Annotated in this window: 25 protein-coding genes and 2 tRNA genes; 10 read left to right on the top strand and 17 right to left on the bottom strand. The window is 60.3% G+C overall.

All coding sequences use genetic code 11. From position 1 onward, the window contains the following. Nucleotides 1-11: 11 nt before the first annotated feature. Nucleotides 12-1,040, top strand: a complete 1,029-nt coding sequence (locus O0882_RS15965; RefSeq protein ID WP_289949490.1) for a transporter — start codon at nucleotides 12-14, stop codon at nucleotides 1,038-1,040. Nucleotides 1,041-1,104: 64 nt separating this feature from the next. On the opposite strand, the gene rnk is transcribed toward O0882_RS15965, so the two are convergent. Next, nucleotides 1,105-1,512: a nucleoside diphosphate kinase regulator gene (rnk, locus tag O0882_RS15970; protein ID WP_162835757.1), complete on the bottom strand. Its 408-nt coding sequence runs from the start codon at nucleotides 1,510-1,512 to the stop codon at nucleotides 1,105-1,107. 184 nt (nucleotides 1,513-1,696) lie between these two features. Here rnk and O0882_RS15975 point away from each other — a divergent pair, with 184 nt between their 5' ends. Next, the gene (locus tag O0882_RS15975; RefSeq protein WP_289949491.1) at nucleotides 1,697-1,876 is read left to right on the top strand and encodes a hypothetical protein; all 180 of its coding nucleotides are present in this window, start codon (nucleotides 1,697-1,699) and stop codon (nucleotides 1,874-1,876) included. Between the two features lie 216 nt (nucleotides 1,877-2,092). After that, nucleotides 2,093-3,985, top strand: coding sequence for an EAL domain-containing protein (locus O0882_RS15980; RefSeq protein WP_289949494.1), 1,893 nt, complete (start codon nucleotides 2,093-2,095; stop codon nucleotides 3,983-3,985). A gap of 42 nt (nucleotides 3,986-4,027) precedes the next feature. On the opposite strand, the gene O0882_RS15985 is transcribed toward O0882_RS15980, so the two are convergent. Continuing rightward, nucleotides 4,028-5,704 carry a peptide chain release factor 3 gene (locus tag O0882_RS15985; protein WP_289949845.1) on the bottom strand — a complete coding sequence of 559 codons (1,677 nt, stop codon included), beginning with the start codon at nucleotides 5,702-5,704 and terminating at the stop codon, nucleotides 4,028-4,030. Nucleotides 5,705-5,878: 174 nt separating this feature from the next. On the opposite strand from O0882_RS15985, the gene O0882_RS15990 reads away from it, so the two are divergent. After that, nucleotides 5,879-7,936: a methyl-accepting chemotaxis protein gene (locus O0882_RS15990; protein ID WP_289949496.1), complete on the top strand. Its 2,058-nt coding sequence runs from the start codon at nucleotides 5,879-5,881 to the stop codon at nucleotides 7,934-7,936. A gap of 226 nt (nucleotides 7,937-8,162) precedes the next feature. Beyond that, nucleotides 8,163-8,972, top strand: coding sequence for a Crp/Fnr family transcriptional regulator (locus O0882_RS15995; protein ID WP_099763284.1), 810 nt, complete (start codon nucleotides 8,163-8,165; stop codon nucleotides 8,970-8,972). Nucleotides 8,973-9,045: 73 nt separating this feature from the next. Here O0882_RS15995 and O0882_RS16000 read toward each other — a convergent pair whose 3' ends face one another. The 12 genes from O0882_RS16000 to O0882_RS16055 form a co-directional block, all read right to left on the bottom strand. Continuing rightward, complete coding sequence (locus O0882_RS16000) at nucleotides 9,046-10,461, bottom strand: CHASE3 domain-containing protein (RefSeq protein WP_289949498.1); 1,416 nt, start codon at nucleotides 10,459-10,461, stop codon at nucleotides 9,046-9,048. 144 nt (nucleotides 10,462-10,605) lie between these two features. Beyond that, a complete protein-coding gene (locus O0882_RS16005; RefSeq protein WP_034783185.1) occupies nucleotides 10,606-11,238 on the bottom strand; it encodes a response regulator transcription factor in 633 nt (210 codons plus the stop codon). A gap of 201 nt (nucleotides 11,239-11,439) precedes the next feature. Beyond that, nucleotides 11,440-11,844 carry a MerR family transcriptional regulator gene (locus tag O0882_RS16010; RefSeq protein ID WP_071076665.1) on the bottom strand — a complete coding sequence of 135 codons (405 nt, stop codon included), beginning with the start codon at nucleotides 11,842-11,844 and terminating at the stop codon, nucleotides 11,440-11,442. 10 nt (nucleotides 11,845-11,854) lie between these two features. Further along, nucleotides 11,855-12,202 carry an integration host factor subunit alpha gene (locus O0882_RS16015; protein WP_010399205.1) on the bottom strand — a complete coding sequence of 116 codons (348 nt, stop codon included), beginning with the start codon at nucleotides 12,200-12,202 and terminating at the stop codon, nucleotides 11,855-11,857. Nucleotides 12,203-12,371: 169 nt separating this feature from the next. Then, nucleotides 12,372-14,798 (bottom strand): phenylalanine--tRNA ligase subunit beta, encoded by a 2,427-nt coding sequence (gene pheT / locus O0882_RS16020; RefSeq protein WP_289949502.1) that lies wholly within the window; start codon nucleotides 14,796-14,798, stop codon nucleotides 12,372-12,374. A gap of 78 nt (nucleotides 14,799-14,876) precedes the next feature. Continuing rightward, nucleotides 14,877-15,893: a phenylalanine--tRNA ligase subunit alpha gene (gene pheS / locus O0882_RS16025; protein WP_010399212.1), complete on the bottom strand. Its 1,017-nt coding sequence runs from the start codon at nucleotides 15,891-15,893 to the stop codon at nucleotides 14,877-14,879. 147 nt (nucleotides 15,894-16,040) lie between these two features. Next, on the bottom strand, nucleotides 16,041-16,400 hold the full coding sequence (gene rplT, locus O0882_RS16030) for a 50S ribosomal protein L20 (RefSeq protein ID WP_010399214.1): 360 nt from the start codon (nucleotides 16,398-16,400) through the stop codon (nucleotides 16,041-16,043). A gap of 26 nt (nucleotides 16,401-16,426) precedes the next feature. Further along, a complete protein-coding gene (gene rpmI / locus O0882_RS16035; RefSeq protein ID WP_010399216.1) occupies nucleotides 16,427-16,624 on the bottom strand; it encodes a 50S ribosomal protein L35 in 198 nt (65 codons plus the stop codon). A 227-nt stretch (nucleotides 16,625-16,851) separates the two neighbouring features. Then, the gene (gene infC / locus O0882_RS16040) at nucleotides 16,852-17,373 is read right to left on the bottom strand and encodes a translation initiation factor IF-3 (RefSeq protein WP_081344545.1); all 522 of its coding nucleotides are present in this window, start codon (nucleotides 17,371-17,373) and stop codon (nucleotides 16,852-16,854) included. A 51-nt stretch (nucleotides 17,374-17,424) separates the two neighbouring features. Next, on the bottom strand, nucleotides 17,425-19,332 hold the full coding sequence (gene thrS / locus O0882_RS16045) for a threonine--tRNA ligase (RefSeq protein WP_289949506.1): 1,908 nt from the start codon (nucleotides 19,330-19,332) through the stop codon (nucleotides 17,425-17,427). Between the two features lie 210 nt (nucleotides 19,333-19,542). Continuing rightward, nucleotides 19,543-19,619 (bottom strand) — tRNA-Val (locus O0882_RS16050). A gap of 79 nt (nucleotides 19,620-19,698) precedes the next feature. Beyond that, nucleotides 19,699-19,775, bottom strand: a tRNA-Val gene (locus O0882_RS16055). Nucleotides 19,776-19,923: 148 nt separating this feature from the next. Here O0882_RS16055 and O0882_RS16060 point away from each other — a divergent pair. After that, nucleotides 19,924-20,388, top strand: coding sequence for a hypothetical protein (locus tag O0882_RS16060; RefSeq protein ID WP_289949508.1), 465 nt, complete (start codon nucleotides 19,924-19,926; stop codon nucleotides 20,386-20,388). Nucleotides 20,389-20,405: 17 nt separating this feature from the next. Here the strand turns inward: O0882_RS16060 and O0882_RS16065 are convergent, their stop codons facing one another. Continuing rightward, complete coding sequence (locus O0882_RS16065) at nucleotides 20,406-21,518, bottom strand: acyltransferase (protein ID WP_289949510.1); 1,113 nt, start codon at nucleotides 21,516-21,518, stop codon at nucleotides 20,406-20,408. 147 nt (nucleotides 21,519-21,665) lie between these two features. Between O0882_RS16065 and O0882_RS16070 the strand changes: the two genes are divergently transcribed. After that, nucleotides 21,666-22,619, top strand: a complete 954-nt coding sequence (locus tag O0882_RS16070; RefSeq protein WP_289949512.1) for a succinylglutamate desuccinylase/aspartoacylase family protein — start codon at nucleotides 21,666-21,668, stop codon at nucleotides 22,617-22,619. Here O0882_RS16070 and O0882_RS16075 read toward each other — a convergent pair whose 3' ends face one another. Together O0882_RS16075 and sugE are read right to left on the bottom strand one after the other, a co-directional pair. Next, nucleotides 22,620-22,949 (bottom strand): SMR family transporter, encoded by a 330-nt coding sequence (locus tag O0882_RS16075; protein ID WP_070280339.1) that lies wholly within the window; start codon nucleotides 22,947-22,949, stop codon nucleotides 22,620-22,622. Between the two features lie 23 nt (nucleotides 22,950-22,972). Continuing rightward, nucleotides 22,973-23,293 (bottom strand): quaternary ammonium compound efflux SMR transporter SugE, encoded by a 321-nt coding sequence (gene sugE / locus O0882_RS16080; RefSeq protein ID WP_289949514.1) that lies wholly within the window; start codon nucleotides 23,291-23,293, stop codon nucleotides 22,973-22,975. Nucleotides 23,294-23,489: 196 nt separating this feature from the next. On the opposite strand from sugE, the gene O0882_RS16085 reads away from it, so the two are divergent. The 3 genes from O0882_RS16085 to O0882_RS16095 all read left to right on the top strand — a co-directional run bounded on the left by O0882_RS16085 (nucleotide 23,490) and on the right by O0882_RS16095 (nucleotide 25,404). Continuing rightward, nucleotides 23,490-23,849: a DUF1304 domain-containing protein gene (locus O0882_RS16085; RefSeq protein WP_289949517.1), complete on the top strand. Its 360-nt coding sequence runs from the start codon at nucleotides 23,490-23,492 to the stop codon at nucleotides 23,847-23,849. 137 nt (nucleotides 23,850-23,986) lie between these two features. Then, nucleotides 23,987-24,283, top strand: a complete 297-nt coding sequence (locus O0882_RS16090) for a helix-turn-helix transcriptional regulator (RefSeq protein ID WP_289949518.1) — start codon at nucleotides 23,987-23,989, stop codon at nucleotides 24,281-24,283. A gap of 56 nt (nucleotides 24,284-24,339) precedes the next feature. Further along, nucleotides 24,340-25,404 (top strand): alkene reductase, encoded by a 1,065-nt coding sequence (locus O0882_RS16095; protein ID WP_289949520.1) that lies wholly within the window; start codon nucleotides 24,340-24,342, stop codon nucleotides 25,402-25,404. Nucleotides 25,405-25,425 lie beyond the last annotated feature (21 nt).

Genomic DNA, 25,425 nt, shown 5'->3' on the forward strand with positions numbered 1-25,425 from the left:
AAAGATTCACGATGGCGATGGAAACTGCCGGTTTCACTTACGGCTCGGATACCTCGGGCCTGGTCTGGGGCTTCCTGTTTGGCCGCGAGGCCCAGCCGCTGGCGCTCGACTCGGCGGCCGCGCTGGCCTGGCTGGCCGATGGCGCGGCCAGGCCGGCGCAGGAATTCGTCTGGCTGCATTTCAATTTATCGCATGCGGCCAGCGAAAAATGGCTGATGACGCATACGCAGCTGGCCGACGAATTCTATGAGACGCTGCACCAGGGTTCCCGCTCGACGCGTATCGAACAAGCGGAAAACACCCTGATCGCCGTGGTCAACGACGTGGTACACAATTTCTCGTTCGAAGCGTCCGACATTTCCACCATGTGGGCCAGCGTGGCGCAAGACCTCGTCATCACGGCGCGCCGCGCGCCGCTGCAGTCGATCGAACGCTTGCGCCAGGCCGTCATCAAGAACCACGAGCCGATCCGCTCGTCGGTGGAACTGCTGATCCATTTGCTGCGCGACCAGGCTGACGTGCTGGTCAACATCGTGCGCGATGCCGTGGCGCGGGTCGACGATATCGAAGACCACTTGCTGGCCGGGCGCCTGGTGCCCAAGCGCGAAGACCTGGGCGCCATGCGGCGCGTGCTGGTACGGCTGCAGCGCCTGCTGGCGCCGGAACCGGCAGCCCTGTTCCGCCTGCTGCAACGCCCGCCGGCATGGGTGTCGGAGCTGGACAGCCTGGAACTGCGCCAGTCGACGGAAGAATTTTCCGTGGTGCTCAGCGATATGTCGTCCTTGCAGGAACGCATCAAGCTGCTGCAGGAAGAGATTGCCGCCAGGGTCAACGAGGAAAACAGCCGCAGCCTGTTCGTGCTGACCATCGTCACCGTGCTGGCCTTGCCGATCAATATCATCGCCGGCATGCTGGGCATGAATGTGGGGGGAATTCCGCTGGCCCAGCACCCGCAGGGCTTCTGGATCATCGTTGCCATCATCGTCACGTTTACCGTCGTGGCCGGATGGCTGGTGGTGCGCGTGCAGAGAAACAGTTAAATCCGCTCCCGGCACGGCCAGGCAGGCGAACGGCAGGCGCCGTCCGCCATCACCGCATCGATGCCTAGCGGTGGTATTCGCCAGCCCGTTCAGGCTGATACACGATTTCCTCGATCTTCACCTTCACCACGCCACCGGGCATGGGCCAGGCGATGCTGTCGCCCACAGACAAGCCCAGCAGCGCACTGCCGACGGGCGCCAGCACGGAAATGCGGTCGGCCTGGCCTTCCACATCCTTCGGATACACGAGCGTCAGGCAGAACTCCTCCTTGTTTTCCACCGTGAAGCGCACGGTGGAATTCATCGTCACGACGGTGGGCGGAATTTCTTGCGGCTCGAGCACCTCGGCGCGGCCCAGCTCATCGAGCAAGGCAGCCTTGTCTGGCGACAAGTTATTTCCCAAGGCATACAACAACGCTTCCAGTCGTTCCAGGTCTTGTGACGACAAAATAATTTTTGGTTTTTTTTCCAAGATATCCTCACTATTGATCATTAGGGCGACGTCCGGTTTTGCTGGCGGCAGTTTACTTGGCCGCGGCAGACAAAATAAACAGCATCAGAACGTCCATCATCAGCGGATTATGGACGAACTCGCGGAGCAAGGCCATAGCGTTCTCGCATTCTTCATTAAAATTTATTAAAATCAATGACTTGCAATGACCGATACAGACAAAAAGTTAATCCCTGCCGTGACGGCTGCAGGCATTCAAGTTACTCTGCATGACATTTTGTTTACCAGCAGCATGTTTTTATGGAAAAAAACCAGCGGCAAAAAAAGGATTAAAATTCAGTTTGTATTATTATTAGAAAGATACGCTCCCGCTTTTCCCGCCTGACTTGTCGTCTTGCATGTGGCCAACGGCCTGCGGCATGGCCATTAAATTACCGCACGCCCTGTACTTTCGCGCCGCGAAATGACAATATATCGGCCTTAGCAACACGTTGAGAGTTCCGGCTCACTTCGGTTTTCATCAGACTGGAACGACAAGTATGGCAGGGCGAGGCGGGATCACACGGGGTGGCGGCAAACGTGGCCGGCAGGAGAATGCGTCATGATGGTGCCATTGATGCTGCCCTCGGTGCAGTTGCGCGGTGACCGGATAGCCAGGCTGAACCTGCTGGCCGCGGCGGCCATGCTGGCCACGGCCAGCCTGCTGCTGATCCTCTTCCAGTTGTTTTCCCTCCAGACATCGCTCCAGCGCGACCTGCGCATCCAGGCCGACATGCTGGCGCCAGCCGCTGCCCAGGCCATGCGCCGGGATGATCGCCTTGCGGCGCAACAGGTCCTCGCTCCCCTCGCCGCCGCCCCGCATGTCCGGCTAGCACTGCTCTACAGTCCGTATGGCACGCCATTCGCCCGCTACGCGCGCAGCGCCAGCGATGCCGCGCCCACGGCGCCGCGCAGCGGCCTGCAGATCGATTACCTGGACGGCAGCGCCGCCCTCCTGCAAAACCTGCCCGGCGGCGGCGCGCTATATCTGCGCGCCAGCCTGGCGCCGCTGTGGGGCAGCCTGGCGCAATTTGCCGCCTTCACCTTGCTGGTCTGCCTGTGTGCGTTCGGCCTGACGGTCCTGATGGTGCGCCGCACGCGCACCGCCGCCCAGCACGCGGAAAGCCATTTGCACTACCTGGCCCACGTCGACCCTGTCACGCAACTGCCGAACCGCCATGAATTCAACGGCGCCCTGGCCTACGCGCTGGCGCGCGCCGACCGCCAGGACAGCAGCGTGGGACTGCTGCTGCTGGACCTGGACAACTTCAAGGTGGTCAACGATACGCTGGGCCACCACTGCGGCGACCAGCTGCTCAAACTCGTCGCCGAGCGCCTGGTGGAGATCCTGCGCGGCACCGACATCATCTGCCGCATCGGCGGCGACGAATTCGTCGTCATCGTCGAACCGGCCGACGACGCCTCGGAAATGGCCAGCGTGGCGCGCAAGATCCTCGCCGTGCTGGCCGCGCCGTTCGCGCTGGAAGGCCACCAGCTGTATGTCAGCGCCAGCATCGGCGTGAGCCTGTATCCGTTCGATGCGCAGGACGTGGCCACCCTGACGCGCAATGCCGACACGGCCATGTACCACGCCAAGCACCAGGGCAAGAACCGCTATGCCGTGTTCAAGGCCGAAATGGAATTGCGCGCCCAGCGCCGCCTGCGCATGGAGGCGAACCTGCGCCGCGCCCTGCAAAACGAGGAACTGTATCTGCACTACCAGCCGCAGATCGACTTGCGCAGCGGGCGCATCGTCGGCGTGGAAGCGCTGATACGCTGGAACTGCCGCGAGATGGGGCAACTGAGCCCCAGCGAATTCATTCCCGTGGCCGAGGAAAGCGGCATCATCGTCGAGCTGGGTCGCTGGGTGCTGCAAAGCGCCTGCCGCCAGGCGGCCAGCTGGTGCAAGGCCGGCTTGCTCGATTCGCTCGAACACGTGGCCGTCAACCTGTCGGCCTGCCAGGCGCGCGACCCGGGATTGATGGACGACATCCGCGCCATCCTTCAGGAGACGCAGCTGCCGCATGGCTTGCTGGAGCTGGAAATCACGGAAGGGGTATTGATGGACAATATCCACGCCAACGTGGAACTGATGCGGCGCCTGCAGGAGACGGGCATCCACCTGTCGATCGACGATTTCGGCACCGGCTATTCCTCCATGTCGTACTTGAAGCGCCTGCCGATCGATCAGTTGAAAATCGACCGCAGCTTCGTGCACGACCTGCCCGGCGAAGGCGAAGCCATCGTCACGGCCATCATCGCCATGGCGCACAGCCTGCATCTGAAAGTGGTGGCCGAAGGCGTGGAAACGCTGCAGCAGGTGGAGTTTTTGAGGAAAGCCGGCTGCGACAACGTGCAGGGCTACTTCTTTGCGCGCCCCATGACGGCGGCGCAGCTGACGGCATTGCTGCTGGAGCGGCGCGACTGGAGTACGCGCACGATTTTGCCGGTGTAGTATGGGGTCAGACCCGGCGGGTCTGACCCCAGCTGTCGGCTATCAAGCCAGCTTGGCCGAATGCTCGCGCGTCGCGTGGAACGTCAGCTTCGGCCAGCGCTCTTCCGTCAGGCGCAGGTTCACGCCCGACGTGGCCAGGTAAGCCATGTTGCCGGCCGCATCGTAGGCCACGTTGTGGCCCAGCGCGTTTTCGAAGTCCTGCAGGATGCGCTTGTCGTCGCAGCTGACCCAGCGCGCGCTGCTGATGCTGGTGCCTTCGAACACGGCATCGACGCCATACTCGTTGAGCAAGCGGCTGGCCACTACCTCGAACTGCAGCACGCCGACGGCGCCCAGTACCAGTTCGCCGCCCTGCACCGGCTTGAAGACCTGCACCGCGCCCTCTTCGCCCAGCTGCTGCAGGCCCTTGTGCAACTGTTTGATCTTCAAGGGATTACGGATGCGCACGGAGCGGAAGAAGTCCGGCGCGAAGTAGGGAATGCCCGTAAAGGTCAGCATCTCGCCTTCGGAAAAACTGTCGCCGATCTGCATGTTGCCATGGTTCGGCAAGCCGATGATGTCGCCCGCGTACGCTTCTTCCACCTGTTCGCGCGACGATGCCATGAAGGTCACCACGTTCGACACCTTGATCTCGCGCCCCAGGCGCAAGTGCTTGACCTTCATGCCGCGCTCGAAACGTCCCGAGCACACGCGCAAAAAGGCGATGCGGTCGCGGTGGGCCGGGTCCATGTTCGCCTGGATCTTGAAAACGAAGCCCGTAAACGGCTGTTCGGACGGCGCCACCGACCGCACGGTCGCATCGCGCGCGCGCGGCGCCGGCGCCCAGTCGACCAGCGCGGAGAGAATCTCGCGCACGCCGAAGTTGTTGATGGCCGAACCGAAGAACACGGGCGTCTGCACGCCGGACAGGAATTCTTCCAGGTTGAACGGGTTCGACGCGCCGTGCACCAGCTCCACTTCCATGCGCAACTGGTCCATCTCCAGCGGGAACATCTCCTGCAGGCGCGGATTGTCAATGCCCTTGATGATTTCGAAGGCGCCGTCGGCTTTTTCTTCGCCGGCCTTGAACAGCATGATCTCGTCGTTCAGCAGGTGATACACACCGCGGAAGTTCTTGCCCATGCCGATAGGCCAGGTGACTGGCGCGCACTGGATCTTCAGCACCGATTCCAGTTCGTCGAGCAGATCCAGCGGATCGCGCGTTTCGCGGTCCATCTTGTTCATGAAGGTGACGATGGGCGTATTGCGCATGCGGCAGACAGCCAGCAGCTTGATCGTCTGCGCTTCCACGCCCTTGGCCGCATCGATGACCATCAGCGCCGAGTCGACTGCCGTCAGCACGCGATAGGTATCTTCCGAGAAGTCCTGGTGGCCGGGGGTGTCGAGCAGATTGACGACGTGGTCGCGGAATTCGAACTGCATCACCGAGGAGGCGACGGAAATGCCGCGCTGCTTCTCGATTTCCATCCAGTCCGACGTCGCGTGACGGCCCGATTTACGCGCCTTGACGGTACCGGCCATCTGGATCGCGCCCGAGAACAGCAGCAGTTTTTCCGTCAGCGTGGTCTTACCCGCATCCGGGTGGGAAATGATGCCGAAGGTGCGGCGGCGCGCCACTTCGCGCGCGATCACGGCAGGCGCCTTGCTGCTGGCTGACGCCGCGGCGTTGTCCGCATTGTCGCTGGAATCGGGGGTAGTGATGTCGTTCTCGTTGGCCATATTGGTGACCATAATATGGCCCTCGCAAAAAACCCTCGATTTTACAGAAGGATCGCACTTCCGTGTGAACTGCTTCACTCTGGCGGAAAGCAAAATCGCCCACTTCATCAAGGGGTCACAATCCACAGGCAACATTGCGCTGCAGAAATGTCGCCACTCTTCCCTGGAAAACCGATGAAAATCCTCCTCACTCCCGCCATCCGACTCATGCAGCGCTTGCGCCTGCTGCCCAAATTCATGCTGGTCTGCCTGGTCTTCCTGCTGCCGCTGGCGCTGGCGACCACCCTGCTGATCTCGGAGCTGGGCAAGTCGCTGGCGCAGGCGCAGGATGCGCAGCGAGGCGTGGCCTATGTGCGCCAGTTGCAGGAAGGCACGCGGCTGCTGCAGCAACGGCGCGGCCTGGAACACTTGCGCCTGAGCGGCAAGGCGGGCATGGACAACACGGCCCTGAATGCGCGCATCACGGCCGCGCTGGCATCCCTGGCGCGCTTGCCGGCCGGCGCCGGCCTGCCCCAGGCGGCCGAGCTGACGAAGCAGTGGCAAGCCCTGCTGGGCCGTCAGGCGGGCCTCGCGGCGCGCGACAGCTACGCGGCGCACACGGCGCTGCTGCGCCAGGCGGCCAAACTGGGCCAGCTGGTGGCCGACCGCTCGCACCTGAGCGTCGACCCGGACGCAGGCGCCAACCACCTGAGCGCCGTCTTCACGGCCACTCTGCCCGACCTGGCCGAGAGCCTGTCCGACATCGCCGGGCGCGGCGCGGCCTACATCGACACGGGCCTGTTCGAAGCGAATGAAGATCAACTCGTCAATGCCAACGCCCTGATCGCGCGCCACGAACTGGAACGCCTGCCGGCCCGCTTCGACGAAATCCTCGCCGCCAGGCCGGCATTGCGCGCCAGCCTGCAAGGCGCGCTGAAAGCCGTGCCGACGGCCCTGGCCTTCCTCGAACGGACGAAAAATGAAGTGACCAATTCCTACGACCAGACCTCGGGCGCGCAATTCCACGCGGCCGGCATGCAAGCCATCGACGCCCTGCACGCGCTGTCCGGCGCCTCCGCCAGCGCCCTGGACGACTTGCTGGCGCAGCGCATCGCGCGCGACGAGGCGCGCCGCAGTCTGATCCTGGCCGCCATGCTGCTGGTGCTGCTGGCCGCCGCCTACCTGTGCGCGGGCTTCTATGCCGCCTTCGCGCGCGACGTGACGCAATTGCGCGTGGCCGTCGGCGCGGCGGCGGCGGGCGACCTGTCGCAGCGCATCACCTCGCAGGCGCATGACGAAATCGGCGACCTGGTACGCGACTTCGGCGCCATGACGCATGGCCTGGCCACCCTGGTGCAGGAAATCCGCGGCGGCGCGGCCGTCATCGCGGCGGCCGGCGCCGATATCGCCCAGGGCAACGCCGCCCTGTCCGGCCACACGGCCACGCAAGCGGACGCGCTGGGCGCCACCGTCGATTCGATGCGCGAGCTGACGGCCACCGTGGGCCGCAACGAAGCCCATGTAGGACAGGGACGCACGCTGGTGGCGACGGCGGCCGACGTGGCCCTGAAAGGCGGACAGACCGTCGGCGCCGTGGTCGAGACCATGGCCTCGATCAAGGCCAGCTCGCACAAGATCGTCGACATCATCGGCGTCATCAACGGCATCGCCTTCCAGACGAATATCCTGGCCCTGAACGCGGCTGTGGAAGCGGCGCGCGCGGGCGAGCAAGGACGCGGCTTTGCCGTCGTCGCCTCCGAAGTGCGCAGCCTCGCGCAGCGCTCGAACGAGGCGGCGCTGGAAATCAAGCGCCTGATTGGCGACTCCGTGGCCACCGTGGATGCGGGCGGTGACCTCGTCAATGCCGCCGGCAACACCATGCGGCAAGTCGTCGATGCGGTGCAGCAGGTGGCTGTGGTGATCGGGCGCATCAGCAGCGCCGGTGCCGAGCAGAATGGCGAGATCGCCCGCATCAACCAGGCGCTGGCGCAGATCGACGACATGACGCGCCAGAACGCGGGCCTGGTCGACGAGGCGCGCGCCGGTTCGCAGCGCCTGCATCAGGAAGGCGAGGCGCTGACGCAGGCCGTCAGCCGCTTCCGCCTGGGCGAACATGAGGTGCCAGCCGCGCGCCTGGCGAGTGCCACGAGCATGCGCGACGGCTTGCCCAGCGTGCGTCCGGCCGGCCTGTGGAGCGCCAATAAGCCGCGCGTCATATCACAAAATCGTGCAGAACGGCGCAAGGCTAGCTAAGCTAAAGTGTGCGTGTAGGACAAGGACTACAATTTCACCTCAAAAGAGACTACAAAGTGGCGACTGCTAATCTTATGTTCGCCACTTACATAAGCTTTTAAAGTAGCTACATCGCGATCTGCACCGCGCGGTCGAAAAAAAACGCCGTTATCCGATGGATGCGGCACCGCTTTCGACCAGCAACGCGGCAGTCGCACTCCGATGTAAAAAGCCTGTGAGGAATACTATGAGCCATACTCAACTTATCACCCCGGTCCAGAAGAACCAGTTGCTGCCGCGCGCCATGCCGGCGGCTGGTCGGGAAATCAAGCTTGCGTCGCGGGTTAGCCTCAGCAGTGCCCAACAAAATGAATTGCTGGCCGCCCTGCCACGCGCCGCGCTCGAATCGCTGTTCGAAGACCTGGAACTGGTGGAACTGCCTTTCGGCAAGGAGCTGTATGCCTACGGTAACAACCTGGAATACAGCTATTTCCCCACCACCGCCATCATTTCGCTGCTGTACGTGATGGAAGATGGCGCCACGACGGAAATCGCCGTCGTCGGCCATGAAGGCGTGGCCGGTGCCTCGTTGCTGGCCGGCGAGCGCGCCATGTGCACGGCCGTCGTGCAAAGTGCCGGCTACGGTTATCGCCTGAAAACACAAAGCTTGCGCGACGCCTTCAATCAAGGCGGCGCCCTGCCCCAGCTGTTGATGCGCTATACCAATGCCCTGTTTGCGCAAATGGCGCAGAATGCCGTCGGTGGCCGCCACAGCTCCATCGAGCAAAAACTGTGTCGCTGGCTGCTGGACCGCCTGGACCGTTCGCCATCGAACGAACTCAAAGTCACGCAAGAGCTGATCTCCATCATGCTGGGCGTGCGCCGTGAAAGCATCACGGCCGCCGCCGGCAAGCTGCAAGATGAAGGCTTGATTCACTATCGCCGTGGCAATATCACGGTGCTGGACCGCGCCGGCCTGGAATGCTATGCGGGCGAGTGCTACAAGGTCGCCAAGACGGAATACGACCGTTTGCTGCGCGACGTGTCACGCTGCTGAACCGCTGCTGATCTGCATAGATAAAAAAATGGCCGGGCTGCATGCCCGGCCATTTTTTTGCATCCAGAAACAATCACACGCTGGCGTCCTCGTCGAGCTCTTCCGGCTCCGGCGTCAGCGGCAGTGGAATCACGGCTTCCACGCACGTGCCCTTGCCTTCCGGCCCCTGGCGCACGGTGAGGGTGCCACCCAGCAGCAAGGCCCGCTCGCGCATGCCCAGCAAGCCGTGCGACATGGGTTTTTGCAGCGCATCTTCGGTGATGCCGATGCCGTCGTCGATGACGCGCAGCACCAGGCCGTGTTCATTGCGCTTCAATGTCACGCTGACCATGCCGGCGCGCGCATATTTGAGGATGTTCGTCAGCGATTCCTGCACGATGCGAAACAGGGCGATCGTCAGGGTGGCTTCGCGGTTATCGATATTGATGGCCACGTCCGTTTCGCAGCGAACCGAGCTCATGCGCGCAAAATCCTCGCAATAGCTTTCGATGGCGGCGCACAGGCCCAGGTTATCGAGCAGGCTGGGGCGCAAATCCTCGACGATGCGGCGCTTCAGTTCCACCGTTTCCAGCAGGGTCGCCTTGGCGCGGCGTAATTGCGCGGCCAGTTCAGGCTGCGTGTGCGCCAGCTGCTGCGTGACGGCGCCCAGGTCCATGCTGATCGACGTCAAATTGGCGCCCAGCTCATCGTGCAGCTCACGCGCCAGGCGCGCCTTCTCCACTTCATTGACGCTGATCAAATGGCGCGATAGCACGGATAACTGCTCGGTGCGCTTGCTGACCGTCGATTCCAGGGTGTCGTTGGCATTTTGCAGGGCATACTCGACGGCCGCGCGGTTCTGGAAGCTGCGCCGCACCAGCTGGTAAAACATGATCAGCACGAGGATGGCCAGGGCATTGATGCCAATGCCGAGCAGCACGGCTTTCTGGTACTCATGATAAAAGGCGGCGCTGCCGGACGACAGCGCTTCATTCTGTTCACGCGTCATGATCACCACCTGCAGGCGGATTTCGTCCATGGTGGCGCGGTCATCGGTCACACGCGAGATATTGACGATTTCAGCCAGCCCGCCCTGCTTGTAGACCTCGATCGATTCTTGCAGCATCGACATCTTGCGACGGATCAAGCTCTTTAATTGCGCCAGGTTTTTCAGCTGCGTGGGACTGCCCGCGAGCAAGGTTTGCAACTCGTTCAATTCGTTGTCGATTTCGGTGGTGGCTGTCTTCGACGGCCCCAGATACGTTTCGGAGCCGGAAATGAAATAGCCGCGCAAGCTGCTTTCCGCATCCAGCACGAGCACGTTCAAGTACTGCAAGCGGTCCGCCACGCGGGCGCTCTGGCTAAGCAAGGCGTTGGTGCCCTTCAGCGACTGCAAGTTATGGTAGAGGCTGAAACCATTGAGCACAAGCAGCAAGGCGCAAGTGACGCACAGGATCGTCTTGTACAAGGGCAGGCGGTGATTCGGGGCCGGTTCAGCGGTGAAATACATCCTGATGTGCATCCTTAGCAAGGTTCGGCGCGGGAGAGAGCGCCGGCGCCGGCCAATTATAGTCCTCGCCACAGACTGCTGCACTGCACAAGTCGTGCTGGCTAGCGGGCTGAGCGATCATGTTTCCATGATCGCACCGCAGCGCTAGTCAAGCAAATTGTTTTTCATTGCGTAATAGGTCAAGTCGCTGTTCGATTGCAAGCCCATTTTTTCCATGATGCGCGTACGGTAAGTACTCACCGTCTTGATGCTCAGCGACAAGGCCACGCCGATATCGGACACGGTGGCGCCGCGCGCCAGGCGCAGGAAGACCTGGAACTCGCGGTCCGACAATTCCGTATGCAGGGCGGCATTCGTGTCGCGGTCGAACGACTGCGCCAGCAACTCGCCCACGGTGGAACTGACATAGCGACGCCCCTGGAATACTGTGCGCACGGCCGTCATCAGCTCATCGGCTTCGCATTCCTTGTTCAGATAGCCATTCGCGCCCATCTTGAACAGGTTCAGCGCGTATTGCTGCGCGGGATAGCCGCTGAGTATCAGCACGGGCAATTCCGGCTGACCCTGGCGGATCGTGCGCAAGGTATCGATGCCGCTCTGATCCGGCATGGCTATATCGAGCAGCAATACATCGCATATTTCGCGGCGGGCGATATCGAGCGCTTCACGCCCGGTACCGGCTTCCGCCACCACACTGAAATCGCTTGACGACGAAAAAATCTGCTTGAATCCAGCTCGTACTATTTGGTGATCATCACAAATGGCAACGCGTATCATTGTTTCCCCTTAAATTTTCCTGGCCTGGGAAAGACTACCGGAACCTGCACGCTGCTCCGGCTTAGCGTCACTAACAAAAACGCAACATTAACATTATATTCAAAATATGGCGCGCCGCAGGCTACCGGCAACGCCTGGGCAACGAGCCCATGCAATATGCTCATCCGGTATCGGACAACCAGACCTATATTGGTACAAATCTTATTTTAGCAAGTTTAAAATCGCAATTAATTCATTGCGTATCCACACGCGGTCCAGCGGTACTTCCTGCGGCACGACAGGCATGGCCGGCAGCACAGGCAATTCGTCGAGGACGGCATGCGATGCGCCACGGCTATCGAGCTTGTTGCGCGCGCCACTGATGGTAAAGCCCTGTTCATACAGCAATTCGCGGATACGGCGTATCAGCAGCACCTCATGGTGCTGATAATAACGGCGGTTGCCACGTCGTTTGACCGGCTTGAGCTGGGAAAACTCCTGCTCCCAGTAGCGCAGTACGTGCGGTTTGACGCCGCACAACTCGCTCACCTCGCCGATCGTGAAATAGCGTTTCGCCGGAATGGGCGGCAAGGCGATCAACTCGGTTTTACTGATGCGCTCGTTCATCGCCACTCACTCAGGCAGCACGTGCCAGCGGACTGGTCTCTTCGACCATGCTTTTCAGCTTCTGGCTCGCATGAAAAGTCACGACACGGCGCGCCGTGATGGGGATCTCTTCGCCCGTCTTCGGATTGCGGCCCGGCCGCTGCGGCTTGTCGCGCAACTGGAAATTGCCGAAGCCGGACAGCTTGACAGCCTCGCCACGCTCAAGCGCATTGCGGATCTCGTCGAAAAAGGTCTCGACCATATCCTTCGCTTCGCGCTTGTTCAGGCCCACTTGCTCGAACAACAGTTCGGCCAGTTCCGCCTTGGTCAAGGTGGGTAAATCTTTTTCCGCTTCCTGGCGCACCTTGGCAACCAGCATGGCCCGATGCAGATCGGCGGCCAGTGCGGATTGCAGTACGGCGGAATCAACGTCGCTGTTATTAATTTTCCTGCCCTGCCTTTTCTGTGCGCCCGAGCCCGCCACATGGCAAGCTCGTCTACGGTTGACGACGGAAAGGCCGTCACGCAAGGCGACGGCCAGTCCGGTATTACGAACGCAGTTTCGCGTCGTGGCCCTGCTTGGCCGCATCGATCAGGACAGCCATCAGGCCATCGACGACATCGTCTTGCAGGGTGTTTTGAGTATCTTGCAAGCTAATCCGGAAAGCAAGGCTTTTTTCATCCGTTTCCAGCCCTTTTCCACGATATTCATCAAATAAAACAATGGCTTGCACGATACGCGCTGCAGGGCTTGCCTTGGCGGCGGCATGGAAGCTGTCGAGCAGATCCTGCACCGCTACCGATTGCTTGACGACCACGGCCAGGTCGCGGCTGGCGCCAGGGAATTTCGAGATTTCCTGGTACACGGGCACGACTCTTTGCGTCAGTGCGGCGGCATCCACTTCGAACAGCACGGGCGCCAGCGGCAAGTCGTACTTTTGCATCCAGCGCGGGTGCAATTCGCCGATGAAACCGATGACCTTGCCATCGAGTTCCACGTTGGCCGAACGGCCCGGATGCAGGGCCGGGTGCTCCGCCTTGGTGAAACGCAAGACCAGCGGCGCGAACAGCGCTTCCAGGTCCGCCTTCACGTCGAAGAAGTCGACCGTGCGGGCTGGCTGACCCCACTGCTCGTCGGCTACCGCGCCGTAGGCCATGGCCGCCACACGCTTCGGCTGGGCGTAGCCAGCCACCGACAAGGGACCGTTTTCCACGCTGTCATCGCGCTGGTAGATGGCGCCCACTTCGAAGATGCGCACGCGGTTCGTCTTGCGGTTCAGGTTATAGCGCACATTGGCGATCAGGCTGCCGATCAGCGAGGAACGCATCACGCTCATCTGGCTGGCGATCGGGTTCTGCAATTTGATCGGATTGGTGTTGCCCGAGAAATCGCGCTCCCATGCCGTATCGACAAAGCTCATGTTGACCACTTCCTGGAAGCCCAGGTCAGCCAGCTCATGACGTACCGCAAACAGGGAACGGGTATTTTCTGGCGCAATCTGCATCACGTTCGCGGCCACGGGCGGCAGGGTCGGGATGTTTTCAAAGCCGTACACGCGCGCCACTTCCTCGATCAGGTCTTCCTCGATCTCGATGTCGAAACGGTAGCTGGGCGAGGTCACGGAAAACACGCCGTCCGCCAGGGTGAATGGCAGGGCCAGACGCGTGAAGATATCGGCGATCAGCTCATCGTTGAGCGGCACGCCGATGACTTTTTGCGCGCGCGCCGTGCGCATCGATACAGGCTGGCGCTGCGGCAAGTTCACCACGTGGTCGTCGACGGGGCCGACGGTGGTTGCCGGCGTACCGCAGATTTCCACGATCAGGGCCGTGATGCGCTCGATGTGCTCGACGGTGGTGGCGAAATCGACGCCGCGCTCGAAGCGGTGCGCCGCATCGGTCGAGAAATTCAAACGGCGCGCGCGGCCTTGAATGGCGTTCGGCCACCAGAATGCCGCTTCCAGGTAGATGCTGTCCGTATCGTCCGACACCGAGCTGGCGTCGCCGCCCATGATGCCGGCCAGCGATTCAATTTCCTGCTCATCGGCGATGACGCCGAGCCATTCGTCGACGGCGATGGTGTTGCCATTCAACAGCTTGACGGATTCGCCCGCCTTGCCCCAACGCACATCGAGGCTGCCGTGGATCTTCGCCAGGTCAAACACGTGGCTGGGACGACCCAGTTCCAGCATGACATAGTTGGAAATGTCGACCAGGGCCGACAGCGGACGCTGGCCACTGCGCTCGAGGCGCTGCTTCATCCAGTCCGGCGTGGCGGCACGGGCGTTCAAGCCGCGGATGACGCGGCCCGTGAAACGGCCGCACAGGTCCGGCGCGCTGACTTTGACGGGCAGGATTTCGTCGCTGGAAACCGGCACGGTGCGGAACTGCGGCACATTCAGGGTCACACCCGTGAGGGCCGACACTTCGCGCGCCACGCCCAGCACGGACAGGCAGTCCGCCTTGTTCGGCGTCAACTTGATGGTGAATTTCAAGTCGTTCAAAGCAAAGTAATCGCGGAAATTCTGGCCGATCGGCGCGTCGTCCGGCAATTCCATCAAGCCGGTGTTTTCTTCCGACAATTTCAGTTCGCGCGCGGAGCACAGCATGCCTTGCGACTCGACGCCGCGCAGCTGGCCCACCTTGATTTCAAACGGCTTGCCATCGGCGCCAGGCGGCAGCACGGCGCCCGCCATCGCGCAGACGACTTTCAAGCCCGGGCGCACATTCGGCGCGCCGCAGACGATGTTGAGCATGGTGCCCGTGCCGACATCGACCTGGCACACATTCAGGCGGTCCGCATTCGGATGTTTTTCCATCTCCAGGACCAGACCCACCACCACGTTCGAGAACGGCGGGGCGACGGGATCGACGTCCTCGACTTCGAGACCGGACATGGTCAGCAGATGGGCCAGTTCGTCCGAAGTCATCTTCGGATCGACCATGGTACGGAGCCAGTTTTCGGAAAATTGCATAATCAAGCCTTCAAAGGGTCAAAGCTCACAGCGCGAGCGCACAGGCGCTCAAGCGCCATGAATCAAACGGAACAATGCTTAGTTGAACTGCTTCAGGAAACGCAAGTCGCCTTCATAAAACAGGCGCAGGTCGTTGATGCCATAGCGCAGCATCGTCAAGCGTTCCAGGCCGGAGCCGAAAGCAAAACCGATGAATTTCTCGGGATCGAGGCCAAAGTTCTTCACTACGCTCGGATGCACCTGGCCAGCGCCCGACACTTCCAGCCAGCGGCCCTTCAAGGGACCCGAGCCGAAGGCGATGTCGATCTCGGCCGACGGTTCCGTAAATGGGAAGTACGACGGACGGAAGCGCACTTGCAGGTCGTCCGTCTCGAAGAAGGCCTTGACGAAATTCAGGTACACGCCCTTCAGGTCGGCAAAGCTGATGTCTTCGGCGATCCACAGGCCTTCGACCTGGTGAAACATCGGCGAATGGGTGGCATCGCTGTCAACGCGGTAGGTGCGGCCCGGCGCGATGACCTTGATCGGCGGCGTATGCGTGCGCGCATAGCGCACCTGCATCGGGCTCGTATGCGTGCGCAGCAGCAAGGGCTTGCCATCGGTGTCGTTGCCATCGATGTAGAAGGTGTCTTGCATGGAACGGGCTGGATGGTTTTCCGGGCTGTTCAGCGCCGTGAAGTTGGTCCAGTCGTTCTCGATTTCGGGGCCGTCGGCCACGTCGAAGCCGATCGAGCGGAAGATTTCCTCGACCCGCTCCCACGTGCGCATCACGGGATGGATGCCGCCGGGCATGCGGCCACGGCCTGGCAGGGTCACGTCGATCGCTTCGGCGTTCAGGCGGCCTTGCATTTGGGCATCGGCCAGCGCATCACGGCGCGCCGTCAGCGCGTCTTCGATCTGCACTTTGACGGCATTGATCAGGGCGCCCTGCGCCTTGCGCGCGTCCGGGTCCAGCTTGCCCAGGCCCTTCATCATTTCGGTAATCTGGCCAGTCTTGCCCAGGTAGCGGGCTTTGGCGTTTTCAAGTGCGGCAGCGTCTGCGGCGGCGATAAAGTCAGCCTGGGCCGAGACGACGAGTTCTTCTAGGGAGTTCATGCGGCATTTCCTGTTTTGGACATCAATTCTGGACTCGGTTATCTAAAATCCAACAATCAAAAACGGAAACGGGGCATAAGGTGTTAAAACCCCTGCCCCGCTCTTTATGACGCCACCCTACGGATGACGTCGTGCAATGACCGATGCTTACGCAGCGATTTTTGCTTTAACTGCGTTGACAATCGCAGCGAATGCTGGCTTGTCCATCACAGCCATATCGGCCAGGACTTTACGGTCCAGTTCGATATTTGCTTTTTTCAAGCCGTTCATGAATACGCTGTACGTTACGCCATGCTCACGGGAAGCGGCGTTGATACGGGCGATCCACAGGCGGCGGAAAACGCGTTTCTTGTTGCGGCGATCGCGGTAAGCGTATTGGCCAGCGCGCATAACTGCTTGCTTGGCAACACGGTATACACGGCTGCGGCGACCACGGTAGCCTTTAGCTTGTACAAGAATCTTTTTATGACGGGCACGAGCTGTAACCCCACGTTTTACTCTAGGCATAGTAACTCCTTATATTGAGTGTGAGATTAAGCAGTCGGCATCATGCGGTAGACGGATTTCACGTCAGACGCAGCGACATTGGTGGTACCGCGCAGAGCGCGTTTCAGCTTGGTGGTTTTCTTGGTCAAGATGTGGCGTTTGAACGCATGACCACATTTAACAGTACCACCCGGGCGCACGCGAAAACGTTTTTTCGCAGAGCTTTTGGTCTTCATTTTAGGCATAGCAATCTGTCCTCTTACGGACAGCTCCATTTATAACAGGATTGCAGGTGGCAACACGACGCTGCGCTTAGATGCCTGCTTTCACATGCTGTGCAGCGGATGCGAGTCCGCTACAGTTCGCGCGGCCCGGACATTGCTGTCAGGGCCGCGCAAATTCTGCCTGGAATCGGGTGCCGCACCAAGACTGGCGCAAATCACGTCGACTCACAGTAAAACGCTATTGTAGCTTACTTCTTCTTCTTAGGCGAAAGAACCATGATCATTTGGCGGCCTTCCATCTTCGGGAACTGCTCGACCTGGCCATACGGCTCCAGATCGGCTTTCAGACGTTCCAGCATGCGGAAGCCAATATCCTGATGCGCCATCTCACGACCACGGAAACGCAGCGTGATCTTGGTTTTATCACCTTCATCAAGGAACTTGATGAGATTACGCAACTTGATATTGTAGTCACCATCATCAGTCCCCGGACGGAATTTGACTTCCTTCACGAGGATGATCTTTTGCTTCAATTTGGCTTCGTGAGCTTTCTTTTGCTCCGAATACTTAAATTTGCCGTAGTCCATCAAACGGCAAACCGGTGGCTGCGCGGTAGGCGCAATTTCCACCAGGTCGACGTTTGCCTCTTCCGCCAGGCGGAAGGCTTCAGCCAAACTTACGATACCGAGTGGCTCGTTATCGACCCCGCTTAAACGCATTTCAGGGGCAGTGATTTCGCCATTGATGCGATGTGACTTGTCAGTAGCTATTGTAATTTCCTTTAAAAATCTTGTAAGACGGTCGTGCAGCGAGTTTCCTCGTCAGGCCTTGGTGTCGACTTCATGTTTGAGTCGCTCAATCAGGGCATCGACGGACATAACGCCCAGATCGATATTGCCCCGCGCCCGCACGGCCACTGTATTTGCATCCCGCTCTTTGTCGCCAATTACTAAGATGTAAGGCAATTTTTGTACGGAATGTTCACGTATTTTATAGGTAATCTTCTCGTTACGCAAATCAGCCTGCACGCGCAGCCCCGCTTTGCGCAGTTTTGTTGTAACTTCCTGTACATAGTCGGCTTGAGCGTCGGAAATATTCAACACCGACACTTGCACCGGCGACAACCACAACGGCATGGCGCCCGCATAGTGTTCGATCAGGATGCCGATGAAACGTTCCAGCGAACCGACGATCGCACGGTGCAGCATGATCGGCACCTGACGCGTATTGTCCACGGCCACGTATTCGGCGCCCAGGCGACCCGGCATCGACGGATCGATCTGCACGGTGCCCACTTGCCATGCGCGACCCAGACTGTCTTTCAGATGGTATTCGATCTTCGGACCATAAAAAGCGCCCTCGCCCGGCAATTCCGTCCATTCCACGCCACAGGCGCGCAGGGCCGAACGCAGGGATTCCTCGGCAAAATCCCACGACTCTTCCGTGCCGATGCGGTTATCGGGACGCAAGGCCAGCTTCACGTCGATATTCGTAAAACCGAAAGCCGTGTACACATCCATCGCCTGCTGGTGGAACGCCGTCACTTCGCCGGCGATCTGCTCTTCCAGGCAGAAGATGTGGCCGTCATCCTGCGTAAAGCCGCGCACACGCATCATGCCGTGCAAGGCGCCCGATGGCTCGTTGCGGTGGCATTGGCCGAATTCGCCGTAGCGCAATGGCAGGTCGCGGTAGCTGCGCATGCCATTGTTGAAAATCTGGATGTGGCCGGGGCAATTCATTGGCTTCAGCGCATAGGCGCGGTTTTCCGATTCCGTGATGAACATATTTTCACGGTAATTATCCCAGTGACCGGTTTTTTCCCACAGGCCACGGTCGAGAATTTGCGGCGCCTTGACTTCCTGGTAGCCGTTGACCTGGTACACATTGCGCATGTATTGCTCGACTTGCTGCCAGATCGACCAGCCTTTCGGATGCCAGAAGATCAGGCCCGGCGCTTCTTCCTGGAAATGGAAGAAGTCGAGTTGCTTGCCCAGCTTGCGGTGATCGCGCTTTTCCGCCTCTTCCAGGTTGTGCAGATACAGCTCCTGATCTTCCTTCTTGGCCCAGGCCGTGCCATAGATACGCTGCAGCATCTCGTTTTTCGAGTCGCCGCGCCAGTAGGCGCCGGCCAGCTTCATCAGCTTGAAGACTTTCAGCTTGCCCGTCGATGGCACGTGCGGACCACGGCACAAGTCAGTGAACTTGCCTTCGGAATACAGCGACACTTCCTGGTCGGCCGGGATCGAGCCAATCAGCTCAGCCTTGTAGGCTTCGCCGATGCCCTTGAAGTATTCGATGGCTTCATCGCGGGCGACGACCTTGCGCGTGACTTGCTCATCTTTCTTGGCCAGTTCCGCCATTTTCTTTTCGATCGCGACCAGATCTTCCGGCGTGAACGGGCGCTTGTAGGCGAAGTCGTAGTAAAAGCCGTTGTCGATCACGGGACCGATGGTCACTTGCGCGTCCGGGAACAGTTCCTTGACGGCATACGCCAGCAAGTGGGCCGTCGAGTGGCGGATCACCTCCAGGCCATCGGCATCCTTGTCCGTGACAATCGCCAGTTCGGCGTCTTGCTCGATCAGATAGGAGGTGTCGACCAGCTTGCCGTCGACCTTGCCGGCCAGGGCAGCCTTGGCCAGGCCGGCACCAATATTGGCCGCAACCTGGGCCACGGTGACCGGGCCGTCGAATTGACGGGCGGAACCATCGGGAAGTCGGATTGTAAGCATATTGATCTCCATATCGGCGCTGGCGCCAGGTAAAACTGCGATGTGATGGGTAAAATACTGAAAGGAAAACGCAGACGCAAAAAAACGCGGACTAGCCGCGTTTTTCACTTTCTTGAGACAAAGGAAACCCGTTCGACTAGCGTCACTCCCAAAGCTTGGTAGTAGTTCGCGGTGTCATAACCGGTTTTACCTTTCTCTCTAACTGCATTCTGGTGGGCGGTGAGGAATTCGAATCCCCGACCCCTTGGATGTCGACCAAGTATTCTAACCAGCTGAACTAACCGCCCGTAAAACTTTTTTGATCATTGCATTTCAAATGACCGCTTGCGGCTTGCGCCAGCTTAAAAACTATCTACTGCAAAATTCTGGTGGGCGGTGAGGAATTCGAATCCCCGACCCCTTGGATGTCGACCAAGTATTCTAACCAGCTGAACTAACCGCCCCGAAGACCAGCATTATAGAGAGGCTTTCCCAGAATGACAAGGGCTGTTTTACAGGAAACTTTAATCTGTTTTTCATCCGCTTCCCGGGCGTCAGCCCTCTTTATAGAGAGTCGGCCCGGCACACGCGGAATGCCGCTAGAATCGCGGCATGAACTCCACTATATTAGCCTGGCTGAAAACCCTGAGCCGCATCTGCGGTTTTGAAACGGCCGACTCCTTCCCGCCCAATCACCCATACGCGCGCACGCGCTGGGAAGCCGCGTATTTCGATATCGCCTCCGACGTGAAGCCCGACGAGATCGAGCGGCGCATCTGCGCGGCCATCGCCAACACGCCGAGCGTCTTCGCCTATATCACCAATCCCACGCCGCGCATGCAGCGCGCGCTGCTGAACGTGATCCACGACCGGCTGCGGCGCCAGCCCGGCGCGGGCGCCACCGACCTGGTCTTGTTACTGATCCATGCCTACGCCAGCGACCACATCACGGAAGCCGTGCCCGGCCTGCGCGCCCTGATCTTCAACACGGCACATGAAGACACGAATCTGCGCGTGCATGCGATCCTGGAATTGCTGGTGGGCACGCCACGGGGACTCGACGTGATCGATATGTAATGATCGAGATGTAGCCGTCACGCATGATTGGCGGGAACATAGCGTGCCCGCCAGCGCATGAACGGCGTTTCCACCAATGCATATAAAAGCCAGCCCGTGGCAATGCTGAGAATAATCATCACGAGGATCGCCGGCAGGCTGTCCGGCCCGTAACCGATATCCTGCAAGAGCGGGCGCAGCAGGATGCACAGTTGCTTGTGCAGCAAATAAATCGCATACGACCACAGGGCCAGGCTGGCCGCGCCCGGCACGCGCAGTTGATATAGCGCACTGCCGGGACTCAGCGCGGCGATCAGCAGCAAAGTAAAACTGGCAGCCAGGGCCGGATAGCCGAGCACGGTCACCCAATAACCATAGTGATCGGTGAGAAACACGTAAAACATCAGCGCCGTGCCAGCGATTCCCGCCAGCAAGATGCGGTTACCGTATGACGTGAGGCGCGTCCAGGCAATGGGGTGGTAATTCTTCAGCAGCGCCAGCGCCACGCCCGCCACCAGTTCGTCGAAGCGGCACCAAGACGCATAGTAAATGTATTTGTAATAGCCGAGCCCGCCGCGCGGCACTTGCACATATTCATCCCACAAATACGCGCGCAGCAGCATGCCGACGATCAAGCTGGCGGCCACGGCCAGCCACGCCCACAGCAGCGATCTGCGGCAGGCCGCGACAGCCAAGGCCACGGCCGGCAGCAGCACATAGAACTGCTCTTCCACGCACAGCGACCACGCATGCGAGAACGCCGTGCCCGGCGTCAGATTGATGTTTTGCGTAAACGTCAGGAATTTCCACAGGGGAAGCAGCGCACTCTCGCCGCGAAACGCGGGCCACAGATAGTACAGCGCCAGCACGGCATAGAAACTGGGCAAGGTGCGCAGGAAGCGCCGCGCATAGAAGCGGGACAAGGAAAATCCGTGCGCGCTACGCAGGGCCGCAAAGATCTGGTTGCCGATCAGATAGCCGCTGAGGGCAAAGAACAGGTCCACACCGACCCAGCCGATTTCGCCCCAGAAACCAAACGCCCCGCCCTCGCTGACGAACAGCACATAATGATTCATGAAGACGAGCACGATGGCCAGCGCGCGCAAAGTATCGAGGCCATACAGGCGGGAAGAAGATGAAGAAGACGGCATGGGATCGGCAAGGAAAAACAACGGTGGCGCCGATCATGCCACGCCGCACCTTGCCATGGCCAACTTTTTGCAGGCGTGCACGGCGAATCCCGCTAAAATATGCCGACCCCGCTTTCCCTTCCCGCAACAGCATAGGATATGTCCAGCATGAGCAGCGCACTCCACTTCAAATCCATCAACTACACGGGCCAGGGCAGCGGCCCGCGCCTGATCGTCACGGGCGCCGTGCACGGCAATGAAACCTGCGGCACCAAGGGCATCCACCGCGTGATGGCTGAACTCGACAGCGGCGCCCTCTCCATCGTGGCCGGCAGCGTCACCTTCGTGCCCATCACCAATCCCCTGGCCTACGCCAAGGGCGTGCGCAGCGGCGACCGCAACCTGAACCGCAACCTGTTCCCGAACGACCATCCACAGGATTTCGAAGACCGCATCGCCAACTGGCTGTGCCCCTTGCTGGGCCAGCACGACGTGCTGCTGGACTTGCATTCGTTCAATGCCGACAGTCAGCCCTTCGTCATGGTCGGGCCGCGCAACAATGATGGCCCGCTGCAACCATTCCAGCACGAAGACAAGGAACGCGCGCTGGCGCGCCGCCTGGGCGTACGCCGCTTCGTCGATGGCTGGCTGCATGCGTATGGCCAGGGCGTGCAGCGCCGCCTGGGCAATAGCGACCAGGTGGGCCTGGTCTTGCGCTATGGCGTGGGCACCACCGAATACATGCGCTCGACGGGCGGCTATGCGCTGACCCTGGAATGCGGCCAGCACGCGGACCCGGCCGCGCCGGATGTTGCCTACCGCGCCATCATGAACACGCTCGCCTTCCTCGGCTTTATCGGTGCGCCACAGCCTGAACCGATCGCCGACGCGGACATGGAAGCGCTGAACATGGTCGTCGTGCACGACAAGCTGCACGCGGACGACCGCTTCATCAAGACCTGGTCCAGCTTTGACAAGGTCAAACAGGGTGATCAAATTGGCGTGCGCGCGGACGGCACGCCCGTGACGGCCGAGTTCGACGCCTACATCCTCTTCCCTGACGTCAATGCGGCGGCCAATGCCGAGTGGTATTACCTGGCGCGGGTTGCCAGCAGCTTTTGATTAGTGGCCGACGGACTTTGAAAACAAATTGATCACTAACACGCCGGCAATGATCAGCCCCAGGCCGATCAAGGCCGGCGTATCGAGGCTTTGCTTGAACCAGAACCAGCCCACGGCGGAAATGAGCACGATGCCCACGCCGGACCAGATCGCATACACGATACCGGTAGGAATGACCTTCAAGGTCAGGGACAAGCACCAGAAGGCGATGCTGTAGCCAATCACGGTGATGACACTGGGCCACAAACGGCTGAAGCCCTCGGACGCCTTCAAGGCGCTGGTGGCGATGACTTCAGCGATGATGGCGATGGCCAGGTAGAAATACGTCATGGTGAGACTCATGCTGGCATCCTTTATTGAGGGCTGAGCAGTTTCAAGCCCAGGATACCGGACACGATCAATGCGATGCAGGCGATGCGCGCGGCGCTGGCCGGTTCGCCCAGCACCATGATGCCGAAGATGGCCGTGCCCACGGTGCCGATGCCCGTCCAGATCGCATACGCCGTGCCCAACGGCAAGGTGCGCAAGGCCAGGCCCAGCATCACCACGCTGCCCAGCATGGAAACAGCCGTCAGTACGGACGGCAGCAGGCGGGTAAACCCCGCGCTGTATTTGAGGCCGATGGCCCAGCCGATTTCCAGCAAACCGGCCAGTACCAGAATAATCCACGCCATGCACTTCTCCTGAGGCGGCAGGGTCGTCCCCGCCATACAGCCCCCACATCAAGCGGGGTCGTCCCCACAGGAGCAAAAGGAAAAGTATACCATCGGGTGCAAGCTCTTGCCGCCAGCACATTTTTTCCAGTGCTGTAGTCAAAAAATAGGCTGATGGCAGCATAATCGCTGCATCCACTCACTCTCGGGAACAATGATGCTGCTTCTGGCCCAAATCCTTACCGCCCTCATCCTGCTGCTGCACGTCTACATCGTGCTGCTGGAAACCGTGCTGTTCGATGCGCGCGGACGCAAGGTGTTTGGCCTGTCCAGGGAAAAAGCGGAGATCGTGCGTCCCGCCATGTCGAACCAGGGTTGCTACAACGGCTTTCTCGTCGCGGCGCTGGCGCTGGGCTTTTTTCACCCGGACGCGGCCATCGCCCATGCGTTCACCGTCTTCGGCCTGGCCTGCATCGCCGTGGCCGGCGTGTGGGGCGCAGTGACTGTCATGACGCGCATCCTCTACCTGCAAACGGTGCCCGCCGTCATCGCCCTGCTGCTGTTCCACTTCGCCTGATCCCTGCCGGGCGGCCCTGCTTGAAAAATCCACGCCGCCAGCAGGCTTTTTACTTATATCGTAAAATTACGATATTGAAATTCACAAAAGACGAACCATATATCGTCTACAGACGAACATCGATCAGGAGAAACACCATGGACATCGACGCCATCCACAAGGCGCTGGCCAATCCCGTGCGGCGACAGATCCTGCAATGGCTGAAGGAGCCGCAGCAGCATTTCGCCGAGCAAGAGCACCCACTCGACTTCGGCGTCTGTGCCGGACTGATCGACCGCAAGCTGGGTCTGTCGCAATCGACGGTCTCGGCCCACCTGGCCACCTTGCAAAAGGCCGATTTGATTTCAGCCAGGAAAGTTGGCCAATGGAGCTTTTTTAAACGCAACGAAGCCACCCTCCAGGCTTTTCTACAGCACATGCAGCAAGGTTTGTAACCGTAGCCCCATCCATATCGCCGCCCGCGGCACTCTCGACAGGAAAGATAGTAATCATGGCAACTTTATTTGACCCCATCACCATTGGCAGCCTGCAACTGAAAAACCGCATCATCATGGCGCCGCTGACGCGTTCGCGCGCCGGCAATCCGGGCCGCGTACCCAACGCCCTGATGGCCGAGTACTACACGCAGCGCGCTTCGGCCGGCATGATCATCTCGGAAGCGACGGCCGTCACGCCGCAAGGCGTGGGCTATGCCGACACGCCGGGCATCTGGTCCGAGGAACAGGTGGAAGGCTGGAAACACATCACCAAGGCCGTACATGACGCGGGCGGCCTGATCGTGCTGCAACTATGGCATGTGGGCCGCATTTCCGCGCCCGTCTTTCTCGATGGCGACCTGCCCGTGGCGCCCAGCGCCGTCAAGCCGGCCGGCCATGTCAGCCTGCTGCGCCCGAAACAGGAATTCATCACGCCGCGCGCGCTTGATACGGAAGAGATTCCCGGCATCGTGGCGGCTTACCGCCTGGGCGCCGAGAATGCGAAAAAAGCCGGTTTCGACGGCGTGGAAATCCACGGCGCGAATGGCTATTTGCTCGACCAGTTCCTGCAAGACAGCACTAACTTGCGCACCGACAACTATGGCGGCTCGATTGAAAACCGCGCCCGTTTGATGCTGGAAGTGACGGACGCCTGCATCGAAGTCTGGGGCGCGGACAAAGTGGGCATGCATCTGGCGCCGCGCCGCGACGCGCACGACATGGGTGACTCGGACCCGCGCGCCACCTTCGGCTATGTGGCACGCGAGCTGGGCAAGCGCGGCATCGCCTTCATTTGCGCGCGCGAAGCACTCGGTGACGACCGCCTGGGTCCGTACCTGAAACAGGAGTTCGGCGGCGTGTACATCGCCAACGAGAAAATGGACAAGGCGGCGGCCGAAGCCTTGCTGGCCAAGGGCGAAGCCGATGCCGTGGCCTTCGGCCTGTGGTTCATCGCCAACCCCGACCTGCCCATCCGCCTGCACAGCGACGCGCCCTTGAATCCGCTGAACCCGGACACGCTGTACGCACCGGACGCGGCCGGCTACACGGACTACCCGGCACTGGCGGCACAGGCTTGAACGGCGCTGCGGGCGACGGCT

Source organism: Janthinobacterium sp. SUN073, from assembly GCF_030397665.1.
GTDB lineage: Bacteria > Pseudomonadota > Gammaproteobacteria > Burkholderiales > Burkholderiaceae_D > Janthinobacterium.